The 13,910-nt window shown below is 42.1% G+C and carries 11 protein-coding genes and 1 pseudogene; 3 read left to right on the top strand and 9 right to left on the bottom strand.

The features are described from left to right. Positions 1 to 41: 41 nt before the first annotated feature. From G4417_RS13450 to G4417_RS13435, 4 genes are read right to left on the bottom strand one after another with little or no spacing between them, the layout of a single operon-like run. A complete protein-coding gene (locus tag G4417_RS13450; protein ID WP_008704466.1) occupies positions 42 to 1,190 on the bottom strand; it encodes a sodium ion-translocating decarboxylase subunit beta in 1,149 nt (382 codons plus the stop codon). Positions 1,191 to 1,206: 16 nt separating this feature from the next. Next, on the bottom strand, positions 1,207 to 1,575 hold the full coding sequence (locus tag G4417_RS13445; protein ID WP_022381146.1) for a biotin/lipoyl-containing protein: 369 nt from the start codon (positions 1,573 to 1,575) through the stop codon (positions 1,207 to 1,209). Between the two features lie 27 nt (positions 1,576 to 1,602). Then, on the bottom strand, positions 1,603 to 2,358 hold the full coding sequence (locus tag G4417_RS13440) for an OadG family transporter subunit (RefSeq protein ID WP_173683840.1): 756 nt from the start codon (positions 2,356 to 2,358) through the stop codon (positions 1,603 to 1,605). Between the two features lie 14 nt (positions 2,359 to 2,372). Then, positions 2,373 to 3,809: an acyl-CoA carboxylase subunit beta gene (locus G4417_RS13435; protein WP_173683839.1), complete on the bottom strand. Its 1,437-nt coding sequence runs from the start codon at positions 3,807 to 3,809 to the stop codon at positions 2,373 to 2,375. Positions 3,810 to 4,270: 461 nt separating this feature from the next. Between G4417_RS13435 and G4417_RS13430 the strand changes: the two genes are divergently transcribed. The 3 genes from G4417_RS13430 to aroD are packed head-to-tail and all read left to right on the top strand — an operon-like array spanning position 4,271 to position 7,993. Further along, positions 4,271 to 6,271 (top strand): FAD-dependent oxidoreductase, encoded by a 2,001-nt coding sequence (locus tag G4417_RS13430; RefSeq protein ID WP_173683838.1) that lies wholly within the window; start codon positions 4,271 to 4,273, stop codon positions 6,269 to 6,271. A 36-nt stretch (positions 6,272 to 6,307) separates the two neighbouring features. Then, positions 6,308 to 7,186, top strand: coding sequence for a shikimate dehydrogenase (locus G4417_RS13425; RefSeq protein ID WP_173683837.1), 879 nt, complete (start codon positions 6,308 to 6,310; stop codon positions 7,184 to 7,186). A gap of 45 nt (positions 7,187 to 7,231) precedes the next feature. Then, positions 7,232 to 7,993 (top strand): type I 3-dehydroquinate dehydratase, encoded by a 762-nt coding sequence (gene aroD, locus G4417_RS13420; RefSeq protein ID WP_055152430.1) that lies wholly within the window; start codon positions 7,232 to 7,234, stop codon positions 7,991 to 7,993. Positions 7,994 to 8,194: 201 nt separating this feature from the next. Here the strand turns inward: aroD and G4417_RS13415 are convergent. The 5 genes and pseudogenes from G4417_RS13415 to G4417_RS13395 form a co-directional block, all read right to left on the bottom strand. After that, positions 8,195 to 9,252 (bottom strand): annotated as a pseudogene (locus tag G4417_RS13415) (serine dehydratase subunit alpha family protein). 71 nt (positions 9,253 to 9,323) lie between these two features. Beyond that, entirely contained in the window at positions 9,324 to 10,241 is a 918-nt protein-coding gene (locus tag G4417_RS13410) for an aldo/keto reductase (protein ID WP_008704480.1), read from the bottom strand. 45 nt (positions 10,242 to 10,286) lie between these two features. Continuing rightward, positions 10,287 to 11,690 (bottom strand): Sapep family Mn(2+)-dependent dipeptidase, encoded by a 1,404-nt coding sequence (locus G4417_RS13405; RefSeq protein ID WP_173683836.1) that lies wholly within the window; start codon positions 11,688 to 11,690, stop codon positions 10,287 to 10,289. Further along, a complete protein-coding gene (locus tag G4417_RS13400; RefSeq protein ID WP_173683835.1) occupies positions 11,671 to 13,218 on the bottom strand; it encodes a response regulator transcription factor in 1,548 nt (515 codons plus the stop codon). Before G4417_RS13400 ends, G4417_RS13405 begins: the two co-directional genes overlap by 20 nt. Before the next feature lie 45 nt (positions 13,219 to 13,263). Next, entirely contained in the window at positions 13,264 to 13,857 is a 594-nt protein-coding gene (locus tag G4417_RS13395; RefSeq protein ID WP_330598378.1) for a carbohydrate ABC transporter permease, read from the bottom strand. Between the last annotated feature and the right edge of the window lie 53 nt (positions 13,858 to 13,910).

The raw sequence follows: 13,910 nt of genomic DNA, 5'->3' as shown, positions 1-13,910 counted from the left end.
TATTATATCTCCTTTATAGTTTGTTTAATCGGATATTCTGGTTATACTCCGAAAATAGCCATGAATGTTCCGGCTGCTACGGCTGTACCGATAACACCGGCAACGTTCGGGCCCATTGCGTGCATCAGAAGGAAGTTTGTAGGATCTGCCTCTGCACCCACTTTCTGGGATACACGGGCTGCCATAGGTACTGCGGATACACCTGCGGAACCGATCAGCGGGTTGATCTTTCCATGAGTCAGTTTGCAGAGCAGTTTACCAAGCATACATCCGCCGAATGTACCGATTGCGAATGCAACAAGGCCTAAAACTACGATCTTCAGAGTATCTGCGTTTAAGAATGCTTCTGCACTTGTGGAAGCACCTACGGATGTACCCAGAAGGATAACTACGATATACATCAGGGCATTGGAAGCTGTTTCTGTCAACTGTTTTACAACACCGCACTCTCTGAACAGGTTACCAAGCATGAGCATACCAACCAGCGGAGCTGTTGTAGGCAGAATCAAGCAGACAACGATTGTGATAACGATCGGGAACAGGATCTTCTCCAGTTTGGAAACCGGGCGAAGCTGATCCATTTTGATCTTACGTTCTTTCTCTGTTGTGCAGAGTTTCATGATAGGCGGCTGGATGATCGGAACCAGTGACATATAGGAATATGCTGCCACTGCAATCGGTCCCATCAGTGCAGACTGTCCAAGTTTACCTGCAAGGAAAATGGAGGTCGGGCCGTCAGCACCACCGATGATGGAGATAGCTGCTGCTGCTTTTCCGTTGAATCCAAGAAAGATTGCAAGGAAGTAAGCTGCATAGATACCAAGCTGTGCCGCAGCACCCATCAGGAAGCTGATCGGGTTTGCGATAAGCGGACCGAAGTCTGTCATGGCACCTACACCCATGAAGATCAGGGATGGTAAGATACTCCACTCATCAAGGATGTAGAAATAATGAAGAAGTCCACCTACACCATTGGACATATCTTCCGGGTTTGCCATAATGTCCGGATAGATATTTACAAGCAGCATACCGAATGCGATAGGAACAAGCAGAAGCGGCTCGAATCCTTTCTTGATAGCAAGGTAAAGGAATACGCAGGCTACTGCGATCATCAGGTAATTGCCCCATGTCAGATTGAAAAATGCTGTCTGGTGAATCAGGTTGGACAATGTTTCTGTTACATAAGACATTTGACTACCTCCCGTCTTAGTTCATTGTTGCTAAAGTATCTCCGTTTTCTACAGAGGCACCTTCTGCAACATCAATGCTTGCGATAGTACCGTCCTGAGGAGCTACTACAGGGATTTCCATTTTCATGGATTCAAGAATAATTACGCTGTCTCCGGCTTTTACTGCCTGTCCAACGCTTGCTGCTACTTTAACAACTTTACCAGGTACGGAAGCAGTTACTTTTACTGCGCCGGCGCCTGCTGCAGGAGCTGCTGCTTTCGGAGCTGCTGCAGGTGCAGCCTTAGGTGCTGCTTTTGGAGCTGCTGCAGGAGCGGATACGCTTCCTGTTTCTTCAACAGTTACTTCATATGCTGTACCATTTACTGTAATTGTATAGCTTTTCATTTTAAAATCCTCCTAAATAAATGACAATTATCTTCTATTTCTTTTTACTTTACGGATGGAACGAACTACGAAGCCGTCTGTTGTAGTTCCTTCTGCTGCTGCGATTGCTGCTGCGATAACAGCTACCAGCTCTCCGTCATCTGCAAGGTTCTCTTCTGCCTGTGCAGGTGCTGCCGCTGCGATTGCTGCTGCCTCTGCCTCTTTTGCAGCTTTGGCTGCTTTTGCTTCTGCTGCTTTCTTTGCTTCCGGATTCGGAATGAATCTGAACAGAGAAATCAGAAGGCTTAATAAAATCAGCATTACGAATACAGTTCCAATACCCATCAGAGTATTAAGACCTGCTCTCTGAAGAGTCTTGCCCATACCATACTGTACATCTACAGACATGGAAGTCGGTGTTCCCTGTGAGTCAAAGACATATACAAAGTTTGCTTCTGCTTTCTCAAATTTAAGAGGAACAGTAACTGTGTACTGATCATCTTTGAAAGTTACAGTAGTTTCACCATTGCTGTCCTTCTTTGCGCCAAGTTCATCCTTGGATGTCTGCCAGGACTGCATAGCACTTGTTGTAAAGTCATCTCCTGAACTCATGTAATTCTCGATTTCTTCATCTTTAAGCTGGACAATGGCATCTGTCAGTCCCTCTGCTGTAGTTACCAGTGTAGACTTAACAGTATCATCAACCTTATCTGCGGCAAATACCACAGAGGTGCTGCCGATCACCAGTGCAGCCATTACGAGAAATGTCATGAATACAGAAGTTATTTTTTTGATCATTTTCATATGCGTCACCCCGCTTAGACCGTTCCATGTTTCTTAGACGGACGATCTTCTCTCTTTGTGAACAGCATCTCAAATGCACCAATTACATATTTTCTTGTGTCAGCCGGACTGATCACAGTGTCAACATAGCCTCTTGCTGCTGCGGAAGCAACACCATTCTGAAGCTCTCTGTACTGAGCAGCTTTTTCATTCAGTTCAGCAGCATCTGCATCTGCATACATGATCTTGGCTGCCAGGGAAGCATCCATCATACCGATCTCTGCGTTATCCCATGCATATACAAGGTCTGCACCGATAGATTTGCTGTTCATTGCCACGTAAGCTGTACCGTAAGCTTTGCCGATGATCACATTTACCTTCGGAACAGTTGCATCTGCGAATGCAGCTACCAGTTCACCTACGGATTTCGCCATCATCTTCTCGCTGCATAAGGTTGCCATGAAGCCTGTTGCATTGGTAAGTGTAAGTACCGGAATATCAAAAGCGTCGCAGAATTTCACGAAATCTGCTGCTTTTCTTGCGCCTCTTGCAGAGATGCTTCCGTCAAATGTTTCTACTTTCTTGCCTTCTGCGTCATATACTTCGCTTCTGTTTGCAACAGCACCTACTGTAGCACCGTTTAAACGGATAAAGCCTGTAACCATGTCTTTTGCATAGTCTGCTTTTGTCTCGAAGAATTCACCGTTGTCAGCAATCTGGGAAAGTGCGATTGCTGTGTCTCCTGCACAGTTTGCAAGATCTGCGCATACGCGGTTAAGATCATCTGTACACTCTGTGTAATTGTCTGTGTCTTCATTATTAGAAGGAAGAAGTGATACTAAGGAACGGATCTGGCCAAGAATCTCATCCTCTGTACCAACGCCATCGATCAGACCTGTCTCTTTGCTCTGGAAATCAGCAGCTGCTGTGTCGCATTTGTCTGTGTTGTTTCCTTCCAGTGCGTTTGGTGTGTTGACGAACATTTTTCCTTTTTTGGATTCCATGAATGTGAAATCTGTCAAGGACGGGATAACTGCCATACCACCGCCGCATGTTCCAAAGATTGCTGTGATCTGTGGGATCACACCGGATGCCAGTGTCTGTTTCAGATAAATCTGTCCGAAAGCTTCCAGTGCGTCTGTTGCTTCCTGAAGACGGATACCTGCACAGTCAACAAGTCCGATAACCGGAGCGCCTGTTTTCATGGCAAGATCATAAAGTCTTGTGATCTTCTTTGCATGCATTTCACCAACAGTACCGTTTAATACAGATGCATCCTGGCTGTATACATAAACCAGTTTGTCATCGATCACACCATATCCGGTGATAACACCGTCAGATGGTGCCTTGTTTGCAGTCATGTTGAAATCTGTGGATCTGGCTGTTACACCCTGTCCGATTTCGACAAAACTGTTTGCGTCAAGCAAAGAAGTAATTCTTGTGCCTGCTAAGCTTTGTGTTGCATTACTCATTCTTGTTTGCCCTCCATCTTTATGAGAATATTTAAAAGTTAACCCAAAAATTTAGCCGATTTTAATTTTACCTTTTCCGGCAGAAAATTTCAACATTTATTTGTCATTTTCGTTAAAAATATAGCAGAAAAATTTGTCAGGTTTCTCCAAATTTTGTTTTTTTGAGCATTTCTTCCTATTTAATAGAAGGTATTACGGTTATTTTGTATTGTCCCGTATTTCACCCTCTCCCGCAAACCAGTGTGTTTGAAGTAACTATACCACTCACTTGTCTGCGAATCCGACTACACAGGTATAAAAGTCTCAGCAAAACCATAGATGTTTTTTATTATATAGCACGAATTATCAATTAGATTTATGGATTATCCCGTTATATAATTAACACATCAAAGAAATTCAGGCCACAGCTAAAGCACTGAACAGTTATAGATCCAACAGAAAATTTCAGGAGGAAAGACGTAATGAAAAGCAATTACCAGCATATTTTCACACCACTCACAGTAAAAAATATGACTATCAAAAACCGTATCGTTATGATGCCTATGGGAACCAATTACGGGGAACAGAACGGCGAAATGAGTTTTCTTCACATTAATTATTATAAAGAGCGTGCCAAAGGCGGCACAGGTCTGATCATCGTAGAAAATGCAAGTGTGGATTCTCCGCAGGGTTCCAACGGAACTACTCAGCTTCGTATTGACCACGACAACTATCTGCCGCGTCTGTACAAATTCTGTGAAGAGATCCACAAATATGGTACCTGTATTGCGATCCAGATCAACCACGCAGGTGCTTCCGCTGTTTCCGCACGTACAAATATGCAGCCGGTTTCCGCATCTGATATTCCGTCCAAAGAAGGCGGAGAGATCCCGCGTCCGTTATCAGTGGAAGAAATCCATCACATTGTAAAGAAATACGGCGAGGCCGCAAAGAGAGCCCAGGCTGCAGGTTTTGACGCAGTAGAGATCCATGCGGGACATTCCTATCTGATCAGCCAGTTCCTCTCTCCTCTTACAAACAAACGTACAGATGAGTTCGGCGGATCTGTGGAAAACAGAACACGTTTCTGCCGTATGGTCATTGAGGAAGTAAGAAAACAGGTTGGACCTTTCTTCCCGATCATGCTCCGTCTCAGCGCAGATGAGCTGATGGAAGGCGGCAACACTCTTGAGGATACTCTTGAATATCTGGAATATGTTCAGGATGAAGTTGATATCTTCGATGTTTCCTGCGGTTTAAACGGTTCTATCCAGTATCAGATCGATGCCAACTACATGAAAGACGGATGGCGTTCCTATATGCCTAAAGCTGTCAGAGAGAAATTCGGCAAACCATGTATCTCCATGGGAAATATCCGTAACCCGAAGGTTGCCGAGCAGATCCTCGCTGACGGCAATGCAGACCTAATCGGTATGGGACGTGGTCTTATCGCAGAACCTGCATGGGTGAACAAAGTAGCTACAGGCAGAGAATGTGACCTTCGCAAATGTATCTCCTGTAACATCGGATGTGCAGGAAACAGAATCGGCTTTAACCGTCCGATCCGCTGTACTGTAAACCCGGCTGTTCTGGAAGGTGATGTTTATAAGAATCAGAAAGTAAACAAAAACTGTAACGTTGTAGTAATCGGAGGCGGTACTGCCGGACTGGAAGCTGCCTGTACAGCCGCAGAAGTAGGCTGTAATACCTTCCTTCTGGAAAAGGGTGAGACTCTTGGCGGTCTTGCTTCTGTGATCTCTAAGATCCCTGCAAAGAAGCGTCTGGCTGATTTCCCGAACTATCTGATCCACAGAGCAGAGCAACTTGAGAATCTTTATATCTTTACAAACACAGAGGGAACACCGGAAAATATCCGCAAGTTCCATCCGAACCTGATCGTAAGCTCCACAGGTTCCGCACCACTGCTTCCTCCGATCAGGGGACTTCACGACCGCATTGACAAAGAAGGCAGCAAGGTTGCTTCTATCCTGGGAATGATTAATCACATCAATGACTATCCGGAAGATATGACAGGCAAGAAGGTTGTTGTTGTGGGCGGCGGCGCTGTTGGTCTTGATGTTGTGGAATTCTTTGCAGCAAGAAATGCTGAAATCTCTATCGTGGAGATGATGGATCAGATTGGACGTGACTTGGATCCTGTTACAAAGAATGACATGAAAGACCAGATGAAGAAACATCATGTGGCCCAGCTTACAAAGACAGCTCTTCAGGAAGTAAAAGACAGCTCTTTCCTTGTAAAAGATGCAGAAGGTGAACGTGAGCTTCCATTTGACTACGGATTCGTATGTCTTGGTATGAGAGCTCAGGGACAGCTTTTCGCAGAGCTTTCCGATGCTTTTGTTTCTGATGATGTTGAGATTCTGAACATCGGCGACAGCAAACGTGCAAGAAGGATTATCGACGGAACTCTGGAAGGAAGAAATATCCTTAATACACTGACTCAGATGGGATACCTTCAATAAAAACCTTTACAACAAAATACGAAAGGGGATATTATAATGGCTGAAAGAATTACCGGACATACTGAATTAATCGGTCTGATGGCTTACCCGATCCGTCACTCCAGCTCTCCTGCAATGCAGAATGAGGCTTTTGCAAAACTCGGGTATGACTACGCTTACCTTGCTTTCGAGGTTGGTGCAGATGAAATTGAGGATGCAGTAAAAGCAATCCGCACTCTGAAAATGAGAGGCTCCAATGTTTCCATGCCAAACAAAACTCTGGTTGGAAAATACCTGGACGAGCTTTCTCCTGCAGCAGAATTATGCGGTGCTGTTAATACAATCATAAATGACAACGGTCATCTTACAGGTCATATCACTGACGGTATCGGATTTATGTCTGCCCTGAAAGATAATGATATTGATGTGATCGGAAAGAAAATGACTATCGTCGGTGCAGGCGGTGCTGCCACTGCTATCGAGATCCAGGCTGCTTTGGACGGCGTTGCCGAGATCACAATCTTTAACCGCAAGGATGAATTCTGGGATCGTGCAGTATCCACAGTAGAGAAGATCAACACAAAGACATCCTGCCATGCAGTTCTTTATGATCTGGCAGATCTTGATAAACTGAAAGCTGAGATGGATGATAGTTTTATCTTTGTCAATGCTACAGGTGTGGGAATGAAACCACTGGAAGGACAGTCCGTTGTTCCGGACAAATCTTACTTCCGTCCTGAGCTGATCGTTATTGATGTTCCTTACTCTCCTCTGGAGACAAAGATGCGTTCCATGGCCAAAGAGGTAGGATGCAAGACAATGAACGGTCTGGGAATGATGTTATTCCAGGGTTCCGCTGCATTTGAGTTATGGACAGGCGAACCAATGCCTATCGAACATATGAAAGAGATTCTTCACATCTCCTATGATGACTGATACCCCGGTTATTCTTAATATGATAAGAAATATGAGGATAAGAAAATGAACACTGTTCAGGTAAAAAACACTGTGATCGGTGAAGGCAGACCTAAGATCTGCGTTCCGATCGTTGGAAAAACAAAAACAGACATTCTCGAAGAAGCCAAAAAGATCACCACTCTTCCGGTTGATGTGGTTGAGTGGCGTGTTGACTGGTTCGATGATGTCTTTGCTACTGAAAAAGTATTAGAAACCGCAAAAGAGCTTCAGGAAGTCTTAAAAGATATCCCTGTTCTCCTTACATTCCGTACTTCCAAAGAGGGCGGGGAAAAAGAGATTTCTGTAAGTGATTACGCTGCTTTAAATATCGCGGCTGCACAGAGCGGTTATGTAGATTTAATTGATGTAGAAGCATTTACAGGCGATGATGTTGTAAAAACGATCATTGACGCTGCTCATAAGGCAGGTGTGAAGGTAATTGCTTCCAACCATGATTTCTTTAAGACTCCTGAGAAGGAGGAGATCATCAGACGTCTTCGTATGATGCAGGATTTCGGTGCTGATATTCCGAAAATGGCTGTTATGCCGACCTGCAAACAGGATGTTCTTACGCTCCTCTCTGCTACTCTGGAAATGTCTGAGAAATATGCAGACCGCCCAATCATTACCATGTCCATGGCAGGAACAGGCGTTGTAAGTCGCCTGACAGGTGAGACATTTGGCTCCGCTCTCACTTTCGGCGCTGCTTCCAAAGCTTCTGCTCCGGGACAGGTCGGTGTGCATGAATTAAAACAGGTGCTGGATATCATTCACAGCAGTCTGTGATCTGTTGATGAATGATGTGATATCAGATGTTATTCTTGCCCATAGTTGTCTGATATCACTCATCTTCGGCAACAGATGATTGTTATCCCATGAGATATATGGCAATAAATATTTACTCAAAATACTCCTTAAAATTTTATGATGAAAATTTCCATGACAAAGAACCTGCCAAAAACCTGACAGGTTCTTTGCTTTTATTCTTTATACTTTTTTCTGATTGATCATCAAATTCAGGATTGTAACATCTGTATCTTTCATTCCAACTCTTCCTACGTATCCCATATTTCGGATTGTATCCTCAACATTATCACGTACCAATCCTTCTCCTGCCTGAAAACAATGATCTGCATCCTCCAGAGCGTATGCCATAATTGCTGCATCTACTGCTGAAGCGATTTTGGCAGCACATGAAGACTTAGCTCCATCACATACAATGCCACTTGTATTTGCAAGAGCATTTGTGATTGTTTTAGATATTGCATTGTAATCACCCCCGTTTAACCAGGATATGGCAGCTCCTGCTCCACATGCGGCACTTACCGCTCCACAGTAAGCTGACAGACTTCCAATATAAGTTTTCTGATGAATCGCTACTAAGTTGCTTACAACCAGTGCCCGATACATTTTCTCTTTAGGAACTTTAAGTTCTCTGGCATATTCGATGACTGGCAAAGAACAGGTCATTCCCTGATTTCCGCTCCCGGAATTAATAACTACCGGCATAGAGCATCCATTCATTCTTGCATCAGATCCAGCTGCCGCTTTTGCTCTGGCACGTACTTTGACATCATCACCATATGCGCGAAGCAAGGTACGTCCTACTTCTGCTCCGTAATGATTACGCAGACCTTCTTCGGAAATTGCTGTATTCATGGCAATCTGGCGTCCTATGACTTCCTCTATCTCTTTTATATTCACAATTTTTGCAAACTCCAGAATATCTGCTACATTCAGCAAATCTCTTTTATCCTGGTTTTTCTCTGTTTTTTTCTGCTGAAAGCCCTTCTTTTCCAACAGTACCTCATCGTCTTTTTTGATCAGGACAATATTCGTATGTTTATTTTCTATAACTACAACTGCTCTATGTCCATTTTGCGTAAGTTCTGCACGGATATATCATCTGTTTTTATCACTTTTTCCAGCACAGAAGCTGCTGTTGCAGTTGCATATGCAATTGCAATAGGTTCCGTACATCCCAGAGCAGGAACAAGTTCCTCTCTGAGAATCTCCAGATAACTCTCATACACTTTTTTTTCCATGAATACGCTCTCTCTTCTCCTAACTGTCAAGCAAAGTTCTTTACCATCTGATTCAGATGATATGTTTTTTCTTACGGCAGCATTTTTCCTGCTGCAAGATAAATTTCATACCATTCTTCACGGCTCAGAACAATATCGGATGCTTTACTTATATCCTGAATTCTTTTCAGATTTGTACTTCCTACAATTGTCTGGATTCCTGCGGGATGACGCATAATCCATGCAACTGCGATTGCATTCTGTGTTACCCCATATTTCTCTGCCAGACGATCTAACACTTTATTCAGTTCCGGAAATTTCTCGTTTCCAATAAATATTCCCTCAAACATTCCATACTGGAACGGAGACCATGCCTGCAATGTCATTTTCTTCAGTCTTGCATACTCGATAATACCACCATCACGATCACATCCTGCATCATTATGGATGTTTACATTTAGTCCTGCATCAATCGTTGGACAGTGAGCCGCTGAAAACTGTATCTGATCAATACAGATTTTTCCACCACAGTATTGATTTAGTAATTCAATCTGCATTGGATTGTGATTGCTTACACCAAATGCTTTTACTTTTCCGCTTTTTTCCAGAATTTCAAATGCTTCTGCTACCTCTTCCGGCTCCATCAACGCATCCGGACGATGAAGAAGTAATATATCTACATAATCTGTTTTTAAACGTTTCAGACTTCCATCTACAGAATTCAGAATATATTCTTTTGAAAAATCATAACAGATACCCGGACGTATGGCACATTTTGTCTGAATCACCATCTTTTCACGCAACTGAGGTGTCAGCGCATTTCCAAATAGTGTTTCGGCTTCTCCGCCTGCATAAATATCTGCATGATCAAAAAAATTAATTCCACACTCCAGTGCTCCTTCAATCAGACTTCTTACCGCTTTTTCATCAGATAAACCTGTAATTCTCATGCATCCAATTCCAATTCTTGATACATTGTCTATTTTGTCACTAATCTGAAACATTTTCATTTTGTATCCTCCTGTATTATACTTAATTTATGTATTTCTCTTTAGTTAACGTATTTCTTTTATTCTTTTGTCCAGTTTTTTAAGTGCAAAAACATATATTTTCACTGCATTCTTCAGATTTTCAAACAATTCCGCTTCATCCGCACAATGACAGTTTCCATGTCCTTTTGGAAGTCCGAGCCTGTCTAGATTTCGCTCCTGTCCAGGGCCAAATGCCACTGCATTGGGAATTTTCCTCGCATAAGTTCCTCCTCCCATAACAAATGGTCTGCCTTCAAGACCTGTAACCTCCCTCCATGCTTCCATCAGAGTCTGTATGAAAGGCTGTTCCGGATTCATATAATATGGTCTGCTGTCTTCAATACCAATGATGCGAATTCCTGATTTAGCAGCTTCTGTTTGCAGCTTCGGAAGAAAATCTTCTGTTTTTTTAGTAACTGGATAACGGATGTCAATCACTATTCTCAAATGTCCTTCGTGCAGAAATGCCTGACCTATATTGCATGTTAGTCTACCAGAACATTCATCAGAACAACAAATTTCTGTTTTTTCCCCATAACCACCTTCTGAAAGTCTCTCCACAAATTCTAATGCTCTTTTTGTCTGTTTAGAAAAATTTTGCATTTTCAACTTTCCACAAAGTATACCTATTGCATTTTGAGTTCCATCCGGAAAAGCTGCATGTCCACTGATTCCCACTGCTGTTTCTTCGCTCTTTTGTCCTATTTTGTTCTCCGCAACCGCATGAGCAAAAGACGGCACGCTGTTAGGCGCAGTCCCTCCGTCAAATTCCAGAATCCCCTCTACTGCACTAACAGTTTCCATCAACACAATACAATGTCCTTTTTCTCCGCAACATACGGGAAATCCACAATCAGCAACAAAAGAATATTCCGGTGCTTTTTTGTATTTCAGATAATATTCTACATCTGTCATACCGCTTTCTTCCTGACATCCAAGAATCTGCCTTACTTTAATATTATTCAGAATTTCTTTTTCCCTGCAATATTTCATTGCATATAAAACAGCAACTGCAGGACCTTTATTATCCTGTACTCCACGCCCAATTAAATAGCCATCCTTTTCTGTACACGTATAGGACGGATATATCCATCCTTTTCCTTCCGGAACTACGTCCAGATGATTCCATATTCCAATCTCAACATTCCCTTTGCCTGTAGCAATAGTCAGACAGTGTCCGTCTATATCTTCTGTCTCCATCTGTTCTCTCAATCCAAATGCTCGCATCTGTTCCAGTGCTTCCCTGCATTTTTTTCCATATGGTGCCCCCGGAATTGCTTCCTGCTGATCAGCAATACTCGGGATTCTGATCAATGCTGCAATATCTTCTCGCATCTGATATTCCTGTCTGGAGATCCATTGTTCTAATAATTCCATATCCGGCTGTGGCTTATTTTCTTCATTCCATTCAACTTTCCCTGGATTCATTTTCACTTCCTCCATTTTTCAGAAATATTCGGTATTTCTTTGGTGTCATTCCTGTTTCCTGTCGGAAAATACGTATAAATTGTGAGGTATCGTTATAACCCGACATCAATGCAACATCTGTTACGGACCATCTCGCATCTGCCAGAAATTCCTTAGCATGACAAATCCGAATCATTCGCAGAAATGCAGAAAAACTAATTCCTTTCTTCTCAGCAAATAAGTGGCTGATATAACTCTGATTCATGAAAAATACATTTTCCGCAAGATTCCGGATTGTAATGTCCATATTATAGTTATTGACTGCATATTCACTCATCTTCTCCACAATGTCCATTCCCGTATTTGTCAACTCATCTGATTGTCTCTGCGGCTGCATATGACAAATATTTTCCGCAATCCTCCTGAGATAGCTTTCAATCTCCAAAACAGAATCAAACTTCAGAAAACTTTCTGACAGATTATCTAATTCTTTATCATGATTTTCCATTCGAATCGTCCTTCGGTATATAAGGATAATCTGCGAATACAGAAGTTCCATACATTCTATTCGAATTGGGAGAACTTTCTCAATATCTTTAAAAAGTTTATCCAGCGTTGTCCCTGTTTTGCTTTCATTCCCTTCCTTTAGATATTGTTCCAGTTCTCTTTCTATTTCTTTTTCAAGGTAATATTCTGAAAAATCTTCCTGTTTTATTTCCTTCGCAAAAATCAGAGATTCCCTTTTATAAATTCTGCTCTTTATCGCAGTAACTGCTTCTCTAAAAGCATCCAAAACAGAAGCATTTGCACCATACACATTACTGATTCCTATCTTAACCTGGGAATCCTCTTTCTCCAGCAGTTTTCTGATACGTCTCCAGAAAAACAGCATATCTCCCTCCGGTCTTACAAGCAATATCCACATATCCGGTTTCAATTCTACAAACCGAATCTTCGTCAGCATGATACTTCCGCAGCTTTCTTCCAATTCCGTAAGAAAGATTTCCTGTCTGGGCTTATCATGAAGAAACAGAAAAACACCTAGCTGATATTGCGGAAACACTCTTTCAAACATATTTTTCTCTATAAAACCGGAATATTTTGATTCCTGAATGCTGTTCAAAATATATTGTGTTGCCATATCTTTTCTGGATAGCAAAGCTTCTTTTCGTTCTATTTTATGCTGAGTGACAAACTTATTCAGACATTCTGTCAGAGCCGTATCATCAATTGGTTTCAGTAAATAATCTGAAGCTCCATTTACAATTGCACTGCGAGCATATTCAAAATCAGAGCAAGCACTCAGAATAATTACTTTTATTTCTAATTCATTATTGCGGATCTCCTGAAGAAGCTGTATCCCATCCATTTTAGGCATACGAATATCTGTCAAGACAAGTTCTGGTTTATATTTTTCGCAAAATTCCCAGCCTTCCTCTTCATTAGATGCCTCCGATATCTCAAAAAGTCCATCCTGATCATATTTTTTGATTTGTCTTATCATGGCTTTTCTTGCATAAAATTCATCTTCTACAACCAGCACCTTCACTTTTCATGATTCTCCTTTCGCCCGCAATATACTACTTCTACAGGATCAACCTTTTACAGATCCTGCTGTCAGTCCTTTGACTATGTATTTCTGTCCCATACAATAAATGATCAACATAGGCAGCATAGCAAGTAAATATGCCGTAAACGCCATTGTATAGTTAAAAGAATATTCTGTCTTAAAATTATACTGAAAAAGAGGAAGTGTCCAAATAGCCTGTGAACGGTTTAAAATTAGTAAAGGGAGCATAAAGTCATTCCAGATCCACAAAGTATCCATGATCAGCAACGTAGAAATCATAGGCTTTACCAGAGGAAGTACTATTTTTACATATGTCTGAAATACACTGCAACCGTCAATCTGTGCAGACTCCTCAATTTCGTAAGGAAGACCTCTGATATAATTTACAAACAGAAATACTCCCTGCGTCAGGCTAAATGCCACATACAGAATAATCAGTCCCGCATGATTAAGCATATTTAACTTTGACATCATTTTGGTTACAGGCAACAATACTACCTGCGACGGAACAAATAACCCCATCATAATATAAAAATAAATTGTTTTGTAATACTTCCGGGTGACATGCTCCCGCCACTTAAATCTTACAGATTTTGAAGTGGGGGCTTCCTGCTCGATTGCCCTTCAGGGCAAAGCTAAAACAGGCTATCCCCGCGTGTCCCGCGGTTCTT

The organism is Blautia wexlerae (genome assembly GCF_013300825.1).
GTDB lineage: Bacteria > Bacillota > Clostridia > Lachnospirales > Lachnospiraceae > Blautia_A > Blautia_A wexlerae_B.
Note: the sequence above shows the minus strand (reverse complement) of the source record. Positions and strands in the feature narration are given on the sequence as shown.